The organism is Vibrio sp. R10-SG3-ISO10 (assembly GCF_059834185.1).
Genome location: NZ_JCBDHG010000001.1, coordinates 1 through 18,270 on the forward strand (window position 1 = coordinate 1; position 18,270 = coordinate 18,270).

At 45.6% G+C, this 18,270-nt stretch carries 9 protein-coding genes; 7 read left to right on the forward strand and 2 right to left on the reverse strand.

Annotated elements, in window-relative coordinates:
• The 5 genes from AC6R16_RS00005 to nhaA form a co-directional block, all read left to right on the forward strand.
• On the forward strand, nt 1-947 hold a 947-nt coding region (locus AC6R16_RS00005; protein WP_500673152.1), incomplete at its 5' end, for an MATE family efflux transporter.
• A 123-nt stretch (nt 948-1,070) separates the two neighbouring features.
• Complete coding sequence (locus AC6R16_RS00010; RefSeq protein ID WP_500642053.1) at nt 1,071-1,742, forward strand: ABC transporter ATP-binding protein; 672 nt, start codon at nt 1,071-1,073, stop codon at nt 1,740-1,742.
• Nucleotides 1,723-4,176: an ABC transporter permease gene (locus AC6R16_RS00015; RefSeq protein WP_500673153.1), complete on the forward strand. Its 2,454-nt coding sequence runs from the start codon at nt 1,723-1,725 to the stop codon at nt 4,174-4,176. The genes AC6R16_RS00010 and AC6R16_RS00015 overlap by 20 nt, the downstream gene beginning before the upstream one ends.
• The gene (locus tag AC6R16_RS00020) at nt 4,177-5,301 is read left to right on the forward strand and encodes a lipocalin-like domain-containing protein (RefSeq protein ID WP_500642055.1); all 1,125 of its coding nucleotides are present in this window, start codon (nt 4,177-4,179) and stop codon (nt 5,299-5,301) included. It begins immediately after the preceding gene.
• A 257-nt stretch (nt 5,302-5,558) separates the two neighbouring features.
• Nucleotides 5,559-6,743 (forward strand): Na+/H+ antiporter NhaA, encoded by a 1,185-nt coding sequence (gene nhaA, locus AC6R16_RS00025; RefSeq protein ID WP_500642056.1) that lies wholly within the window; start codon nt 5,559-5,561, stop codon nt 6,741-6,743.
• Between the two features lie 64 nt (nt 6,744-6,807).
• On the opposite strand, the gene AC6R16_RS00030 is transcribed toward nhaA, so the two are convergent.
• A complete protein-coding gene (locus tag AC6R16_RS00030) occupies nt 6,808-7,389 on the reverse strand; it encodes an OmpA family protein (RefSeq protein ID WP_500642233.1) in 582 nt (193 codons plus the stop codon).
• Between the two features lie 34 nt (nt 7,390-7,423).
• Nucleotides 7,424-8,737: a TolC family outer membrane protein gene (locus AC6R16_RS00035; RefSeq protein WP_500642057.1), complete on the reverse strand. Its 1,314-nt coding sequence runs from the start codon at nt 8,735-8,737 to the stop codon at nt 7,424-7,426.
• A gap of 288 nt (nt 8,738-9,025) precedes the next feature.
• Between AC6R16_RS00035 and AC6R16_RS00040 the strand changes: the two genes are divergently transcribed.
• Together AC6R16_RS00040 and AC6R16_RS00045 are read left to right on the forward strand one after the other, a co-directional pair.
• A complete protein-coding gene (locus AC6R16_RS00040; RefSeq protein ID WP_500673154.1) occupies nt 9,026-14,815 on the forward strand; it encodes a VCBS domain-containing protein in 5,790 nt (1,929 codons plus the stop codon).
• A gap of 544 nt (nt 14,816-15,359) precedes the next feature.
• The gene (locus AC6R16_RS00045) at nt 15,360-18,260 is read left to right on the forward strand and encodes a pyridoxal phosphate-dependent class III aminotransferase (RefSeq protein ID WP_500673155.1); all 2,901 of its coding nucleotides are present in this window, start codon (nt 15,360-15,362) and stop codon (nt 18,258-18,260) included.
• The last annotated feature ends 10 nt before the right edge of the window (nt 18,261-18,270 follow it).

Consider the following 18,270-nt stretch of genomic DNA (forward strand, 5'->3'; position numbering starts at 1 on the left):
TAAGTATGTTTGCAGTCGCGTGCGTTGCCAGTATGGCGGTCGGACTAAGAGCGATGCACAAACCAGGCCTTAGTACCTTCTTCAGCGGCATCGGGATTCTCTCCAACATCTTTCTTAACTGGGTATTCATTTTTGGTAAGTTGGGTGTGCCAGCCATGGGTATTAAAGGGGCGGCTATTGCGACTGTGTTAAGTGGCGCAATAGAAGTTGTGACCTTGTTTGGCTACTTGTATGCCAAAAAGCACCTGCTTGCGTTTAGTCTGTACGATATTCGCAATGTGCTGGAGTGGACACGCGTCATCAAGTTTTTGAAGTTATCGCTCCCAACCACATTTAACTTTCTTGCTTGGGCAGGTGGCTTATTCGCCTACCATGCCATTATGGGGCAATCTGGCGTACAAGGTTTGGCGGCATTGTCAGTGATGTCGCCGGTAGAGTCGATCGCGCTGGCTTTGTTGATTGGGATGTCAAACGCTGCCGCTGTGTTAGTCGGCAACCAAATTGGGGCTAAGAAATACGATGAAGTGTATTACCAAGCAATTGGGGTAACGATACTTAGTGTCCTTGTCGGCGTTGTCGTAGCTGGTGTGCTTTATCTGGTTCAAGGTTTGGTTTTAGATGCGTTTAGTGCGCTTACTGCAGAAACCCGAGCTCTGTCGGAGAAATTCATGCTGGTGCTGAGTGTCGGCATTATCCTTCGATCTGTACCTATGATGACCATTGTTGGCGTACTTCGAGCTGGGGGGGACGTCAAGTTCTGTTTATATCAAGACCTTGTCGCGCAATGGCTAGTTGGTATTCCTATAGCCGCTTTTGCTGCGATTGGGTTAGGCTGGAAGCCTGAATGGATTTATGTGCTGTTTTTGACTGAAGAGGTCATTAAGTGGTTCGCGTCTCTCTATCGCATGCAAACGCGTAAATGGATTCGAAATTTGATCGAAAATTAGACTTTGAACGTAAGTTAATAGTGTTTCGATGCATATCTTGTGATCTAGTATCCAAAATACTTTCTTGATTCGCCGATTTAGTGTAGATTCACATTCCTATTTTTAAGGTTTTCGAGAGTATAGATGTTACAACTAACAGACCTATGTAAGGGCTATGTAGATGGCGGTGAGTTTCACCCCGTTTTACAAGGTGCTGAGTTGTCATTAAAGCAAGGTGAACAGATTGCGTTAATGGGGGAGAGTGGCTCTGGAAAGAGTACTTTGCTTAACTTGATTGCCGGCTTAGATACCGTAGATTCTGGTGAGGTTGTGTTCCCTAAGTTCTCAATGCATGAAGTCGCGGAAACCAAACGTACTGCCTATCGTCGAAACAATATTGGTCTCATCTTTCAGCAGTTTAACCTTCTTCCTACCCTAAATATTGCCGACAACATTCGCTTTTGTCGGCAGCTCAAAGGTCTTCCTGAAGATTCTGGGCTTTGGCGACAAATTCTCTCTGCACTTGATCTGATGCCTCTATTGGGTCGCTATCCAGAAGAGGTGTCTGGTGGTCAGCAGCAAAGGGCAGCCATTGCACGTGCGCTATACATGGAACCAAAGATTCTATTGGCAGACGAACCAACAGGTAGCTTAGATGAACGCAACGCCGAAGCGGTGATGCGCCTTCTAACCACGTTGACCAAACAGCTCGATTGTACCCTGCTTTTAGTAACGCACAGTGAACGTGTAGCGGAACATATGGAAGGGAAAATAAGGCTACAAGGAGGACAGCTTCATGTTATGGCCCGTAGTTAAAGCGCTACTTGGTCATTACAGACGTTATCCTTTTCAAATCATTCTAGTTTGGCTTGGTCTTACTTTAGGTGTTTCTCTTCTTGTAGGTGTTAGCTCAATCAATAGCCATGCCCGTCAGAGCTATGAACATGGCGAAAAGCTCTTCTCTAATCCTCTTCCTTACCGAATTCGTCCCAAGCACGCAGCAAACAAGATCCCTCAAGGCTTCTATGTTCAATTGCGCCGAGATGGCTTTCACCAATGTGCGCCATTTGAAAGTTTACGCATAAGGACGGCCAACGGAACCGACTTAATGTTGGTTGGTATCGATCCTGTTGCGATGATCGAGTTTGAATCTGGCTCTTTGCTCGATGACATTTCTTCTCTTGCACTAATGAAGCCGCCATTCCCTGTGCTGGTCAGCTCTGATCTCGCGCTGCATATGAAATGGAACAATGGCGACTTTATCCGATTAAACGATGGCAGTGCTCTTGGTCCTATTAGTATTGATACCGAAAGGCGATTGAACGGTACACGTATTGTCGCGGATATGTCTTTACTCAGGATGATCGAACGTAGCTCGGGAATTTCGGTGATCGCTTGTGCGGATATGCCCCAAGAGAAAATCGCCAGATTGAAGTCTGTGTTGCCCAATGGCATGGTGCTGAGTCGAAGCTCTCGTGCTGAACTAGAATCACTAACAGAAGCGTTCCATTTGAACTTGAGTGCAATGGGGATGCTGGCATTCTTAGTCGGGTTGTTTATCTTCTATCAAGCCATGTCGATGACTCTTACGCAGCGTCAGCCTCTAGTTGGTAACCTCAGGCAGATGGGAGTGTCGGGTTGGCAGTTAGCACAGGCGTTGCTGCTTGAACTGTTTGCACTAGTCTTTGTTGGTTGGTTATGCGGCAATATTTTAGGCATGTTACTGGCTAATCAGCTGATACCAACGGTATCTGCCAGCTTAGGTGACTTGTATGATACCAATATTGGGTTGTCGATAGCTTGGGACTGGCGTTCGAGCCTATATAGCTTTTATCTTTCGTTAGCAGGAGCGATAGTGGCTTGCGCTTGGCCTTTAGTTCGCTTGCTACGATCTCAACCAAGCCGATTGACGACTCGATTATCTCTGGTTCGATTTGCTGGCGCTGAGTTTACCATTCAAGCGCTGATTGCTTGTGCATGTTGCGTGGCAGCGATTGCTCTTTACCAAGCTCCGCAAACTCAAGAGACAGGCTTTGCAATTATTGCATTAATGCTGCTGAGTGTGGCGCTCTTTACGCCTTATATTATCTGGAAAGTGTTTGAAAGCTTGTCCTACTCTTTGCGTTGGGTGAAGGTACGTTGGTTCTTTGCTGACGCGGCGGCGAGCATGAGTTACCGTGGCGTTGCGACCATGGCGTTTATGTTAGCAATGGCAGCCAATATTGGTGTAGAGACTATGGTTGGCAGCTTCCGAGATACAACGGATAAATGGTTAACTCAGCGATTAGCGGCGGACTTATACATCTACCCAAATAATAGTGCAGCGGCGCGCATGAGCACTTGGCTAACCAAACAGCCGGAAGTGGACTCAGTATGGTGGCGCTGGGAAAAGGATATATCGACCGACAAAGGTGCGTTACAAGTCGTCAGCACTGGAGCATCAGAAGGGGAGCTTGATGCCCTGACGGTTAAATTGGGTATTCCTAACTATTGGTATCATCTGCATCATTCAAAAGGGGTGATGATCAGTGAATCTATGGCCCTGAAACTTGGTATTCGCCCCGGTGATTACATCGACTTAACCGGTAAACTCGGTTCCGGTTGGCAGGTTGTAGGCGTCTATTACGACTATGGTAATCCGTACAATCAAGTCTTGTTGTCCCATCGCAATTGGCTTTATGCCTTTGCTGGAAGTGGCTCTGTTGCCCTCGGTGCTGTCTTGAATGACGGTGTAAACCCGATTGGTCTCAAACGGCGTCTAGAGACTATCTTCAGGCTCGATGCCGAACGAATTTTTGACAACAGTCATATTCATAGTCAGGCGATGAGAGTTTTTGATCGCACTTTCTCTATCGCAGATACCCTAGGTAACATTACGCTTGTAATTGCCGTGTTTGGCATTTTCTTTGCGACTGTTGCTGGTGAGGTCTCACGACAAAAGCATATTTCTTTGCTGCGCTGCTTAGGTATGTCTGGAAGAGAGTTGATTTTGATGGGCGGTTTGCAGCTGTTTGTGTTTGGGGCAATAGCGATGCTCATTGCCATGCCGTTAGGATTAGCACTAGCGAACTTAGTGGTTGATATCGTCATTAAACAATCTTTTGGTTGGACCTTAGAGGTTCAATTTATTCCGACGGAATATCTACATTCTGGCGCTTTAGCCATGCTTTCATTGATGGTCGCAGGTGCTATTCCAGTGTTGAGAATGGTTCGTAACACGCCGATGAAATCATTAAGAGATTCGCTATAGATGAGCAGCAGAAGTAAAAGAATACTTGTGGTGTTGTTCATCACGTTGGCTTTAGGTGCGTTTGCGCTAGTCGCACTGCATGAATACAACGTCACTAGCAAAAATAATGTGGCGCGAACAAGCGAAGTTAGCTCAGTTTTGGTCTCTAAGCCGACTCAGGTGTTTGAGCCTGTTCTACCCGATAATCCTGTTGTTATTCCACGTGACTTTGCATTCCACAATGAGTATCAGCATGGCTGGTGGCATTTTTTCGCTAATGTTGAAGATCAACATGGAGAAAAATACGGTATTCAGTGGAGCTACTTTAGAATAGCGTCCAACGATAGCAATATGTCGGGTTGGCTAAGCCCTCAACTTTTTATTTCTCATGTTGTCGTTTCCAATAAAGATAAAGTATGGCGCGAGCAACGTGTCGCTCGTGGCGGAATTGGACAGGCAGGAATGACGTCCAAGCCATTCCGTCTCTGGATAGACAATTGGTTCTGGCGCTCACTAGGCCGTACTCCGTTTCCAGGACTATTAGACGCGCAGACAGATACGTTTAAAGTGCGTTTAAAGGCGATAACACGTGGTCCATTTGTAATTCCTAGAGAGCGTGGGTATGTGGTCAAACATGACTTACTGCCTATTGCCTCACATAACTTAACAGCACCATTTCTAGCCGTTGAAGGCCAGTTAGAACTAGCTCCCCATAATGTGATTGATGTTAAGGGCACTGGATGGATGAGCAAAGAGTGGGGTAGCGGGTTACTTGCTGAAGACCAACAGGGCTGGGATTGGTTTGTGTTCCACTTGGATGATGAAACCACACTTTCAATCAACCGTTACCGTCACGACAGCCAACTGCCTTATGTGTTTGGTACGTTAGCCACCAACGATGGGAAAGTCGTAACCCTGTATAACGAAGATATCGAAGTGTTGCCGCTGAAAGAAGAAGTACTAGCAAATGGTAAAATCATTCCAATGAGTTGGATGATCAATATTCCTCACTTGTCGATCAGTCTCGAAACTCAAGCTATGAACAACAACTTATGGTTACCGTTTGTGCTGCCATATTGGGAAGGACCAATAACTACCACAGGCAGTCATAACGCCCAAGGTTTTATGCAACTGACTGGGTATTGAGTCAAAGGAGCGTTGAGCTCTGTGATATAAAAGCCACTTCTTATCTGATGAGAAGTGGCTTTTTGTATTTTATGTGGAATTTCCGATACTTTGCCTATAATGAAACAGAGAAATGAGGTGAACTTTTAAAAGTGTGCATCGGAAAAACCGAAAGATATAATCTAAACAATCGATTTTTCCTGATGTAGCCAACTCTATAAACTCAACAGTATTCATTGTTAATCGCTTATTAACATAATAAATATAAGGACAATATCATGAGTGATATTATTCGCGATTTTTTCAAACTAGAATCTGCCGGAGGCATTCTACTAGTTATTGCTGCTGCAATCGCTATGACAATCGCAAACACCTCTCTTAACGATGCGTACCAAGGGTTTTTACACACTTATGTGTTTGGTATGTCGGTTTCACACTGGATCAACGATGGTTTGATGGCAGTCTTCTTCTTATTGATTGGTCTTGAAGTTAAGCGTGAGCTACTTGAAGGCGCTCTAAAATCAAAAGAAACCGCTATCTTCCCTGCCATTGCTGCGGTTGGTGGTATGGTTGCGCCGGCGTTGGTCTACTTAATGTTCAACTATGGTGACGCGCAAGCGGTTCAGGGGTGGGCAATTCCTGCTGCAACTGACATTGCTTTTGCATTGGGTATCATGGCGCTTCTTGGTAAGCGCGTACCTGTGAGCCTGAAAGTGTTCTTACTTGCTCTGGCAATTATTGATGACTTAGGTGTAGTCGTTATTATTGCCCTGTTCTATACAGGTGACCTATCTACTACTGCATTGGCGGTTGGCTTTGCGATGACCGCGGCACTGTTCATGCTCAACGCTAAGAAGGTGACTAAGCTCACGCCGTATATAATTGTTGGTGCGATCTTGTGGTTTGCGGTATTGAAATCGGGTGTTCATGCAACGTTAGCAGGCGTGGTTATTGGTTTCGCAATTCCTTTAAAAGGTAATAAAGGCGAGCATTCACCACTTAAGCATATGGAGCACGCACTACACCCATACGTAGCGTTTGGTATTCTTCCATTATTCGCATTCGCTAACGCAGGTATTTCGTTAGAAGGCGTGTCGATGGATGGTTTGACTTCGATGCTGCCTCTAGGTATCGCGCTTGGTCTATTGGTTGGTAAACCGCTTGGTATCTACTCATTTAGTTGGCTTGCCGTGAAATCAGGTGTGGCTAAACTGCCTGAAGGTATTACTTTCCGTCATATCTTTGCAGTATCCGTCCTGTGTGGTATCGGCTTTACGATGTCTATCTTCATCTCGTCACTGGCTTTCGGTCAAGTGAACGCAGAGTTTGATACTTATGCTCGATTGGGTATCTTGATGGGCTCGACGACAGCCGCCCTGCTAGGTTACTTCTTACTGCACATCTCGCTGCCAAAGAAGAGCGTAAGTGTTGAGAGTAACGCACAGGTCAAATCTCAGCACTAAAGACCAAACAACAGAAATTAGAAAGCGCCCTACAATGGGCGCTTTTTTGTAACGAGTGGATAAGTTATTTTTCGATAACGGTAAAGATAGTCCACTCTTCGATCACCTCTTCTTTCAAACCTACTACCGTTGCAGTTACACGACGGTTTAATGCATGTGAAGTTTCATCTTCACCCTCCGATTCAAGCCTTGTTTCTCCATATCCAACGATGGTAACTCTGCTAGGTTCGGTTCCATAGGAAAGTAGTTCGTCTTCAACTGCATGCGCGCGTTTCTTTGATAGCTCTAAGTTGTACTCAGGGGTACCGATTTTACTCGCGTAGCCCTGAATTTGAATTGAGGCCGACTTATAGCGCTCTAAAAACTCAGCCATTGTTTGAATCTGATCTGAGAAAATAGGATTTATTTCATAAGAGTCATTGGCAAATAAGATACGAAGCTGGCGCTCCTCTTCTTCAAACAGGGCTGCACCACAGCCTTCATTGTCTACCTGCGCGCCCGTCGGTGTACCAGGGCAGATATCACGAGCATTGACCACACCATCTCTGTCATCATCGGTAAGGTCAGAGATTTGGTTAGCAACAGGTGTTTCGATGTAGTCATACTCATCATCGGCGATCACCGTACTAATAGGAATGAAAGCCATAAGGGTAAATGGGATAAACTGTTTAACTTTCATATTAATACTCCACTCGCTCAGTCCACTCTTCAGGCGTATCTACTAGCAGCGCATCGAGTAGGTTGCCAGTTGCGTTCATCACGCGATACTTGGCGTATTGTTCAGCATAGTGTGCGTCTAAGTAGTCTTTCCTAGCTTCAAACAACTCGTTTTCTGTATTGAGCAAGTCAAGTAAGGTTCGTTGGCCAATTCGATATTGTTTTTCGTAGGCAATGACAGTTTCAGAGGCAGAATCTACATGGTCAGCGAGGAAGTTCTTTTGTTGCAAGGTGAGGTCTAATGCACTCCAAGACAAGCGAAGGCTTTCTTCAACTTGGCGATAAGCGTTATCACGTAAGTCTTTCGCTTGATTGAGTTGGTAAGCGGCTCGTTCCGAGAGGTCACTGTCAGAGCCACCATTGTATAGGTTGTAGCGCATTCGAAGCATAGCTAGAGTTTCTTCACTGCGACCTCTGTCGCCACCAGCATCATCTCGCCATGTCTGACTCGCTTCAATTGAGAAGGTAGGGTAATAGTTTCCTTTTGACTGTTTGTATTGAAAACGCGCTGAGTCCACATCAACCATCGAGACTTTAATGACAGGATGTTTCTCGAAGGCATCAACGAGGGCATCTTGCAAAGAGAGAGGCAGTTTAGTCTCATCCGCTCTTGGGTAGATTAATCCCAATGGCTGTTGTCCGACTAGACGCGTGAACTGAGTATGGGTATCGACCAAGTTATTCTGTGCAGCGAGTAGATTACCGTGAGCCTTAGCAATCCTTGCCTCTACTTGTGACACATCAGCAGTCGAACCAATGCCTGATTGGGCTCGTCGCTGAATATCGCGGTAAATCTCTTTGTGAACGGCTAAGTTGCTTTCCGAGAGAGCAAGAATTTCGGTGGCCTTCACCGCGTCTAGATAGACTTGAGTGACTTGCAGTGCGAGATCAGAGGCGTCAGCGAGTAGTTGGTAGCGGACAGATTCGGCATCAGCCGCGGTTCTATCCATATCATTTAGCGTCGCATTGCCGTCCCAAAGCAATTGAGTCAGGCTAAGTGTCGCTTCTTTTCTCGTAAGGTCTGTATCGTTTCTCCCTGTCGAATTGGCAGGGTCAATCCCCTCGTAGCCTATACCTGCATCCAAGTCCAAACTCGGCAGATATGCACCAGTCGATGCATCAGCTTGCTTCACTGCACTCTTAAACTCATTGAACGTACTTTTTAGTTCGGGGTTAGTGGCGAGTGTGATGGCGACTGCTTGTTCCAGAGTTTGCGAGTAAGCAGTAAAGCTCGCGAGAACCACACAGCTAGCTATAAGTGACTTTTTCAGGTTCAAGGGAGCCTCCTTAATATCCGCTAAGTCAATAGTCAATTATCGTAGGAGTACGACACCCCTACAGTAAGTACCAAAAGCTTAGCTGACGTATTCCAAAAGTGAGAATCTTTGTGCGAAATTACCCCGTTTATTTATTAGTAACTTATAAACTTTCGCATGGACTTTTTTGTTATTTACTAGAATGTCAATAGTGCGGCGTCTAGCTTTATAAGGTGTGGGAGTACGCGAAAGTTTTAACACCTGAAATTGGGGGTGGGGGGGCTTATACGCTGAAGTGGGAAATTGGTTATGAATGCGAAAAGTCTAACACCGTTTATGTTGGCTAGTACAACAGTAGTAATTGACATTAATGGTGAAATAAGAGAGCTAGTGCCGGGTGAAGTACCCGGACCAGGTGAGGTCATTGTTGTATTAGGTCAAGGTGCGACAGCTGCGACAGAACCACAAATAGAAGCGCAGCTTGTCGGAGACGATCAAAACTTAGACCTCAACTTAGACAATGAGATAGCTTCAATCATCGAGCAGATTGAAGAAGGTGTCGACCCGACTCAAAATGAAGATTTTGCAACTGCCGCGGGTGGACAAAACGGATCAAGCCCTACTGGTACGGGTGATATCGAACGAATCGGGACGGAGACCATTGCAGAAACATCGTTTGATACATCTGGGTTAGAGTCACAAGGATTGTCACAAACACAAAGTTTAGCACTACTTGATCTAGTCGCTCAGGCGGTTTTTGTTGGAGATGATGCAGTTACCGTCTTTGAGACAGATGTTCCTTGGGTAATTACAGGTACAGTGGTTGCAACCGAAACTGATGTCCCAACCTTCTTGCCTCAAGACGGTGTCGCGGGTGATAACGGTACATTTTCTATTGATGCCGATGGTAATTGGACCTATGTAGCGAACAGCGCTTTTGATGAACTCAATATCGGTGATTCTATCGTTGACGTATTCCCTATTGCATCTACTGACGGCACAGTCGGAAGTGTCACGGTCACAATTAACGGTACCAATGATCTTCCACAATTTGTGGCGACAGACGACTTTGTTCCTGGTGGTGGCGGTGGAGAAGATGAGCAGTTTTCAACTTTTGCATTTGAAGATGGCGCCTACATCTTTGATTTGCAGGAAAATACCGCAGCAGGCAGTCCGATTGGTCAAGTTGAGGCCGTAGACCCTGATAATGACGTTTTAATCTATAGTATTTCAACCAACCTTCAGGACGGAGAAGGTGCAGATATATTCCAGATTGATCCCGATACGGGAGTGATCAGCCTCACTGATGCGGGTGCAGCCTCATTTGTGAATGATTTTGAAACTCTTGCCAACGCTCACCAAATTGTTGTTACGGTGACAGAAGGTGATGGTATCGGTGCTCCTCAGTCTGTAGACGTTGATGTTTTCTTTAATGAAGTTAATGCGGATGATAATGCGCCAATCTTCCAAGATCAGAATGGCGAAGAAGGCGGCTATACGTTTAGCTACGATGAAAATTCTACCGATGCCTATGTTATAGGTACGGTATCGGCAACGGATGCTGATGGAGAAAGTGTCACTTATAGCATTGAAACTAACGTTTCTGGCGAGGGAAGCGAATATTTCGAAATTAACCCGACGACTGGTGAAATTAGCTTAACCGCAGCAGGCGTGGCTGCGTTTACCAATGACTTTGAGCTCGCTGCGAATGTTCACAACTTGGTGGTAAGAGCGACAGAAGTCGAAGGATTAGGTCCGGTTAAGACCACTGACGTCAACGTCCAGCTAAGTGAAATAAACCTCGATGATAATGCCCCTATCTTCCAAGAGCAAAATGGAAAAGAAGGCGGTTATGCGTTCAGCTACGATGAAAACTCCACCGATGCCTATGTCATAGGTACGGTATCGGCGACGGATGCTGATGGAGAAAGTGTCACCTATAGCATTGAAACTAATGTTTCTGGCGAGGGTGAGGATTACTTTGAAATCAACCCTACTAGCGGTGAGATTAGCTTAACCGCAGCAGGTGTGGCTGCGTTTACCAATGACTTTGAGCTTGCTGCGAATATACATAATTTAGTGGTGAGAGCGACGGAAGTCGAAGGATTAGGTCCGGTTAAGACCACTGACGTTAACGTTCAGCTAAGTGAAATAAACCTTGATGATAATGCGCCAATCTTCCAAGACCAAAATGGCGAAGAAGGCGGCTATGCGTTTAGCTACGATGAAAATTCTACCGATGCCTATGTCATAGGCACGGTATCGGCGACCGATGCTGATGGAGAAAGTGTCACTTATAGCATTGAAACTAACGTTTCTGGAGAAGGTGGCGACTATTTCGAAATCAATCCTACTACCGGTGAAATTAGCTTAACCGCAGCAGGCGTGGCTGCGTTTACCAATGACTTTGAGCTTGCTGCCAATGTTCATAACTTAGTGGTAAGAGCGACAGAAGTCGAAGGATTAGGTCCGGTTAAGACCACTGACGTCAACGTTCAGCTAAGTGAAATAAACCTCGATGATAACGCGCCAATCTTCTACCCTGAACCACCTCAAGAAGAAACACCCCAACAACCTGACATTAATATACTCACTGTTGATGAAAGAGAGTGGGATGGCGAATACCGATTCCGTTACCGTGAGAATGCCTCTGAAGACGATGTGTTAGGTACGGTTTTCGCCTCCGATGCGGATGGAGAGCGGGTTACCTATAGTATTGTGGATAATGTCTACAATCGAAACTTTGACTCTTTGTTTGAAATAGACCCAATAAGCGGCGAGATAAGTCTCACTGAAGCGGGAGCACGATCATTTGCTAATGATTTTGAGCGAGACGCCAATGTACATCGCATTATTGTCCGAGCGACTGAAGATGAAGGACTTGGTCCGGTTAAAACCACAGACGTCAATGTGACGCTCAAAGAAGTGAATCGTGATGATAACCGCCCTGAGTTCGAAGACACCGGGAAAGATGGAGAATATAACTTCTCTTATTTCGAAAATAGGGGTGGTAACCACGTTCTTGGCAGGGTCTCGGCAAGCGATGCCGATGGTGAGGCAGTGACTTACAGCATTAGCAGAAACATTACTGATCCGGATGGTCGCGCAATCTATGAAATAGACTCTAGTACGGGGGAAATTACCCTTACCCGAGCGGGTGTTCGTTCATTTGCTAATGATTACGAGCAACGTAGTAATGACCACGAAATTGTCGTTACCGCAACAGAAGAACCGGGTTTAGGGCCACAAAAATCGACTAATGTCGTGGTCAACCTTAGCGAAAAGAACAGGGATGATAATAAACCTATTTTTGAAGAGACTAACCGCAGAGGCGAGTATGACTTTGAATATAGAGAAAATAGGGATTGGGATGACGTTTTAGGTACAGTGAAAGCGAGTGATGCTGATGGTGAAAACGTTACATACAGCATTAGTGAAAACATACATAACCGTTTTGGTCGTCCACTGTTTGAGATTGATCCAAATAGCGGAGAGATTACTTTAACTCGCGCAGGTGTTTTCTCTTTTGCCAATGATTATGAGTGGCGAAGCAATCGCCATGAAATTAAGGTCACCGCGACAGAAGACCCAGGTTTTGGTCCCGTTAAATCAACTGAGGTGACGGTTAACCTTCGCGAGTTGAACCGAGATGATAACCGCCCTGACTTTAAAGATACCAACAGAGATGGTGAATACGAGTTCTCGTACCGTGAAAATCGCGATGGTGACGACGTGTTAGGCCAGGTTAGAGCAAGGGATGCCGATGGTGAGCGGGTTACCTATGCAATAGCGAGAAATGTGTTCAATGATGAAAGAGAACCACTTTTTGAAATTGATCCTAATACTGGTGAAATCACGTTGACTGAAGAAGGGGTTGAGGCTTTTACCAATGATTTCGAGTTAGCTAGCAATAAGCACACTATTGTGGTTAGGGCAACAGAGGAACCTGGATTTGGGCCTACCAAATCGAGTTTTGTAACTGTACACCTTGATGAAATCAACGTCGATGATAACAAGCCGATCTTTAATGATACGGATGATGGCTCTTACAACTTCGAATACGAAGAAAATTCCACCGACAGCCATGTGATAGGCAAGGTCAATGCCACTGACGCAGATGGCGAAAACGTCACTTACAGCATTAAGGCAAATGTGTTTAATGATGCCGATAAGCCACTGTTTGAGATAGATCCGAATAGCGGTGATATAAGTCTTACGCCAGCAGGTGTCAACGCCTATACCAATGACTTTGAACTTGAAGCGAATATGCACAACCTCGTGGTTACTGCCACTGAAGTTACGGGGTTAGGTAGGGTGAAAACCACCGATGTTGAAGTTGTTCTTAAAGAGAAAGACGTTTGTGAGGATGAAGACCAAGTCATGTATGGCGACATTGGCGGACGACTAACAACCGTTGTCCCAGCAGTCGATTACAATATTGCCATATTAGCCGACGTGTCAGGTAGTATGAGGTCATTGTTTGATGACGGTAAGAGCCGCTTAGAAGTGATGAAAGACTCGATAATCAACTTTATCGAAGGTATAGAGAATCACGAAGGAACGATTAATCTCAACTTCATCAGCTTTTCGTCTAGTGCGTCACTTGCGGTGCCAATTGAGGATCTTACCGCTGACAATTGGGGCGGATTAGAGTCCGCGATTCTTGCATTGGATGCAGGTGGCTCAACAAACTATGAAGCAGCGTTTACTCGTGCCTCAGACTGGTTCTCAGGCTTAGATAGTGAACCTGATGCTGAAAACATCACCTTGTTCCTATCTGATGGTAAACCGACGACCTATATTGGTGATGACTCCAGTAGTGGCGGCAGTACTGACCCATTGGACATCAGCAAGGCGCTGGATGCCTATGGGCCAGTTGCTGACATCTCTCATGTTAGGGCGATTGGTATTGCCACTGGCAGCAGTGAGACTGAGCTTTTAAGAATGTTTGATAACTCAGATGTGGTTTCAGGCGAGTTTTCAACGCAAACCAAACCGATTTCAGATGTTACTCAAGAGCTATCTGTTGATGTCCGAAGAAATGAGGCAGCAGAAACCGTAAGAGGAGAACCGGTAACACTGACAAGTGGGCAAACTGCTGATATCGATATGGACTTTACCGTTGTAGCTGGGCTTGGAAGTCGAGATGAGTTCTCGTGGTCAATTGAGAAACAAGATGGCCCCGGTTGGTCAGTCGTCAATGGGCCAAACAGCTCACGGTCTGATACCTCGCTAGAACTTTCAGAACCGGGTACTTATCGTATTACAATGACATTAGATAACGTCACGAATGACCGAAGAGATGCTATCGATCTCGATGCGAGAATTCAAATTACTGAAGAGTATGACGTACCTTTAGGGGAAGTCGATGTGGTTACCTCTGGTAGTGAGTTAACCGCTGCGCTAATCGGTGAAACGACTCACTCCGAGTTTAGAGAGATGACCGACGATCATTTAGAAGGCGGTTGTGGCGCAGACATCATTATCGGTGATGCAATTAATACCGCAAACCTTCCTTGGGGCGAAGGCGATTACCCAGAGCAGCCTGACTCCATAGATGGTCTGGAGAATCTAGGTGGACTGATCGAGTTGCTGACATTAGTGAATGGTAGCGAGCCAAGCCAAGAATTGATCAATGAGTTTATCTCTGAAAACCACGATGTGTACCGCTTGTATGATGAACCTCGAGGCGGTGATGATGTACTCAGTGGGTTGATGGGAGATGATGTTCTTTATGGTCAAGGTGGTAATGACGTATTAATGGGAGGCCAAGGAAGCGATACCCTAATGGGTGGAGCCGGTGAAGATACCTTCAAATGGTTGGATGAAGATATTGATGGTTCAACCGATACCGTTAAAGACTTTAGCGTTGAGGATGACAAGCTGGACTTCTCTGATCTACTCGATAGCCCGTCTGAACTAGAGATTTCTGATTTCATTGACGATGAAATAGAGATAACTGGCGATGCGTCAAGCGCTACCATGGTGGTGACGTCACCTTCTGATAGTGGACGCTCTGTGACGATAGAGTTTGAAGGCATTTCTGCAGCGCACCTAATGGATAATCTAGATGACATTCTCGTAATGCGACAAGATTAACCGATCGGCTTTAATTGAGAGAGTGAGCTTAAAACCTCGCTCTCTTTTTATATCAACACTCCATGAGGTGATGATATCTGCAAATAGTACAAGTTATTTCAACTCAAGTGTGAAAACTTATTGCCAGATGATTTCAATTTATGATAATTTTCGCCGCAATCTCGGAGAGGAGTCTCAATAAGGACATTCTGGGGGATACGCGTGATGACATTCGGGCTGAGTGAGCATCACGTAGGGTAGGTATCGGCAAGTCCTTTTGTCGATAGACGGGATACTAATGTCGTTAAGCGGCATGTGAATGGGAAACCCAACATTGAACTCACATAATAAAACTACATTAATCAGCTTAGTTCTTCCTCAATGCCCTGTTTTACAGGACAGTTGCATTACTGAACCTTGATCTAATTTCTCGATATGTAATCCATCCATGATGGATCGTTTTCTCGTATGCGCTTTTTAAATATTTCGCGCTACGGCTTGCTATACCCTCAGTTTAGAATCTGTTCTTACGAGGGGAAAGAATTACATTTCAAGGGATTAAATCATGAGCACAGCCTTTGAAGTCGATAACACAGTGAGCAGCACTGCTATCGCAACTCCATTTTCAACTCAGATTCCAGTTTTGGAAGGAACCTACGATCTAACTCCAGATCAGATTCTACTAGACCAAGAGCAACATGAATCTGAAGTTCGCTCTTATCCACGACGCCTGCCTATTGCCATTAAACAGGCTTATGGTGCGCTTGTTGAAGACACTCGTGGTCAGTTATTTTTAGATTGTCTAGCTGGCGCAGGCACTCTGGCGTTGGGATACAACCATCCAGAAATCAATCAAGCGCTAAAAGCTCAGCTAGACAGTGGTCTACCGTACCAAACGCTCGATATCGCGACCCAAGCAAAAACACACTTCATCAAAACTGTAAAAGAGTTTTTGCCACAAGAGCTGGCCGACGATTGTGTCATTCAGTTTTGTGGGCCTTCTGGTGCAGACGCCGTTGAAGCCGCCATTAAGCTTGCTAAGCAAACTACAGGCAGAAACACCATGTTTGCTTTCCGTGGTGCATACCACGGTATGACAAATGGCACCATGGGCATGATGGGTAACCTAGGAACTAAGGCACGTCGAACTGGCCTAATGTCTGACGTTCACTTTATGCCGTTCCCATATAACTTGCGCTGTCCATTTGGACTTGGTGGCGACGAAGGTGCAAAAGCAAGCATTCGCTATATTGAACGTCTATTGCACGATGATGAAGCGGGTATCATGAAACCTGCGGCGATTGTTGTTGAACCTGTACAAGGTGAGGGTGGGGTTGTTCCAGCTCCGGCTTTCTGGTTGAAAGAACTACGTCGTATATGTGATGAGCATGGGATCTTGCTGATTTTTGATGAGATTCAATGTGGTGTCGGCAAATCAGGCTATAACTTCGCATTCGAAGAAGCAGGCATTGTTCCCGATATTCTATGTCTGTCGAAAGCGATTGGCGGCGGCATGCCAATGTCTTTGCTCGTGATTAACAAGCAGCACGACACATGGAAACCGGGCGAGCATACGGGCACATTCCGTGGTAACCAGTTAGCGATGGTCTCTGGTGCTAAAGCGCTAGAAATTATCCAACGCGATAACTTAGTTGAGCACGCCAATATTGCTGGCCAGTATCTACGCCACGGTCTCGAAGCGATTCAAGCACGAGTAAATTGCATCGCAGAAGTTCGTGGTAAGGGTTTAATGCTTGGTGTCGAAATTCGCAAGCCGGGCAATGAACTGAATAAATTTGGTGAGCCTGTCGCTGATGGTGATCTCACCTTAAAAATTCAACGCGCTGCATTAGAGCGGGGCTTGATGGTTGAAAAAGGTGGACGTGATGGTTCAGTGATCCGTTTCCTACCGCCATTGATTATCTCTTTCGAGCAAATTGACTTTGCTCTGCGCGTACTTGAAGAAGCGATTATTGTCGCGGGCGGTAGCCATCTTGATTCACAAGAGAGCAATGCTGTTTGGAAGCAACATTTCGTTCATACCGGCGAGTCTGGCAGTGATAAATTCGCTAAAGCAATGAATCATACAACGGCTAAAATGAAAGCGGTGTTTGAGCAAATTGGTGCGCCATATTCTGGTTTAGAACCTAAGCAGCTTGAGCAGGCAATCAACGCTGTTGATCTCGATAATAAAAACGCTTCGTTGATTGACGTGATTGGTGAGACGGCAGACTTAGTTGCCAAGAACTCAATCATAGTGCAGCACCCTGACTGTATTGCGCATCTTCACACGCCACCATTGATGCCTTCGATAGTCGCTGAGGCGATGATCGCTGCACTAAACCAATCAATGGACTCTTGGGATCAAGCATCCGCAGCCACTTACGTTGAGCAGAAAGTGATTAACTGGATGTGCGAGAAGTATGAGTTAGGTACTCAAGCCGACGGCATCTTCACCAGTGGTGGAACCCAGAGTAACCTGATGGGATTACTGCTCGCGCGCGATTGGATTGCCGATAAGCTTGATTCACATTCGATTCAAAAGCTAGGTTTACCGGAATACGCGAGTAAGTTGCGTATCCTGTGCTCGAAGAAATCTCACTTTACCGTGCAAAAATCCGCATCACTGCTTGGTTTGGGTGAAAGCTCAGTCTGTAGTGTCGATGCCAATCCGAATGGAACCATCAAGGTTGAAGCCTTAAAGGTGGAAATCGAGGCGCTGAAATCTCAGGGTTTGATCCCATTTGCTGTAGTGGGTACGGCGGGCACAACCGATCATGGTGCGATTGATGACTTAACATCCATTGCTGATATCGCTGAACAAAATGCCTTGTGGTTCCACGTTGACAGTGCCTACGGCGGCGCTTTGATTTTAAGCAGCCATAAGTCACGTTTAACGGGTATTGAGCGTGCAGATTCAGTTAGCGTCGACTTCCATAAGTTGTTCTATCAAACAATCAGTTGTGGCGCAGTACTGCTGAAAGACAAAGCGAACTTTAAGTACCTTCTTCATCATGCCGATTACCTCAACCGCGAACATGATGAACTGCCTAATTTAGTTGATAAGTCGATTGCGACGACCAAGCGTTTTGATGCATTGAAAGTTTTTATGACGATGCAAAGCGTGGGTCCAGATACGTTGGGCAAAATGTATGATCATCTTCTTGAGCAGACTCAACAAGTGGCAGATCTGATTGAAAGTGATTCAGCGTTTGAGCTACTCGCGCAACCTTCACTATCGACTGTGCTGTTTAGAGTTTGTGACTCACAAACCAACGATTTAGATGAACTAAATAAGACTCTAAGACTGCAAGCTCTTACTCGTGGCATTGCCGTGCTTGGAGAGACTGTAGTGGATGATAAGTCTGCACTTAAATTTACTATTCTAAACCCTTGCTTGAAGATCTCTGACTTTGAGTCTCTATTAAACAAAATCAAAACATTAGCTTCAGAGCTAGCGAAATAAAGGTAACGTA

What these genes read in the sequence shown, in the direction of transcription:
- AC6R16_RS00045 (WP_500673155.1), top strand. Translation starts at nt 15,360, where the DNA reads ATGAGCACAGCCTTTGAAGTCGATAACACAGTGAGCAGCACTGCTATC.
- AC6R16_RS00015 (WP_500673153.1), top strand. Translation starts at nt 1,723, where the DNA reads ATGTTATGGCCCGTAGTTAAAGCGCTACTTGGTCATTACAGACGTTAT.
- AC6R16_RS00010 (WP_500642053.1), top strand. Translation starts at nt 1,071, where the DNA reads ATGTTACAACTAACAGACCTATGTAAGGGCTATGTAGATGGCGGTGAG.
- AC6R16_RS00020 (WP_500642055.1), top strand. Translation starts at nt 4,177, where the DNA reads ATGAGCAGCAGAAGTAAAAGAATACTTGTGGTGTTGTTCATCACGTTG.
- AC6R16_RS00040 (WP_500673154.1), top strand. Translation starts at nt 9,026, where the DNA reads ATGAATGCGAAAAGTCTAACACCGTTTATGTTGGCTAGTACAACAGTA.
- AC6R16_RS00030 (WP_500642233.1), bottom strand. Translation starts at nt 7,389, where the DNA reads ATGGCTTTCATTCCTATTAGTACGGTGATCGCCGATGATGAGTATGAC.
- nhaA (WP_500642056.1), top strand. Translation starts at nt 5,559, where the DNA reads ATGAGTGATATTATTCGCGATTTTTTCAAACTAGAATCTGCCGGAGGC.